This is a genomic window from Kiloniella spongiae, from assembly GCF_001026905.1.
In the GTDB taxonomy this organism is placed as follows: Bacteria; Pseudomonadota; Alphaproteobacteria; order Kiloniellales; family Kiloniellaceae; genus Kiloniella; species Kiloniella spongiae.
This window is the reverse complement of sequence record NZ_LAQL01000066.1, coordinates 1-471: the sequence shown is the minus strand read 5'-3', so window position 1 is coordinate 471 and position 471 is coordinate 1. Positions and strand designations below refer to the sequence as shown.

Below are 471 nucleotides of genomic sequence, written 5' to 3'. Positions count from 1 at the left end.
TCACGGAGAAGGTTGCACTGTCGGTACGCGTGTTATCAGTAATATCAGGCTCGGAGGCATCACCACCAGCTGGCGTATTCGCCTCCTGCGAAGTAACACTCACTGTACCTGAAATCGTTCCGTCATAACCACCAGGTACGGAAACACTCAGACCATCAATCGCATCCTCCGCTGTGCTACCATTCGCAACTGTCAGTGTATAGGATGGACCCGTACCACTAATCGTACCTGCAGAAGAACTCAGGCTCGCACCATTTGGCAAAGCTGCATCAAGAGTAATCGTGATCGTTGTAACTTCTGAGTTATCTGTATCAGCTCCACCATCAAGTGAACCTGTAAAGCCTGCAGAAACAATACTGCTGTCAAGGCCAAGACCAATGCTCTGTGAACTTGCACTCTCAGAAACACTCTCCGAACTGTCAGCACCAACTTCAACCTGTTGATCCAACACCGCATCAACAACAATCGTAA

General features: G+C 48.8%; 1 protein-coding gene. It reads right to left on the bottom strand.

Annotation, left to right across the window (positions count from 1 at the left end):
* On the bottom strand, nucleotides 1-471 hold a 471-nt coding region (locus WH96_RS22225; protein ID WP_047766195.1), incomplete at both ends, for a hypothetical protein.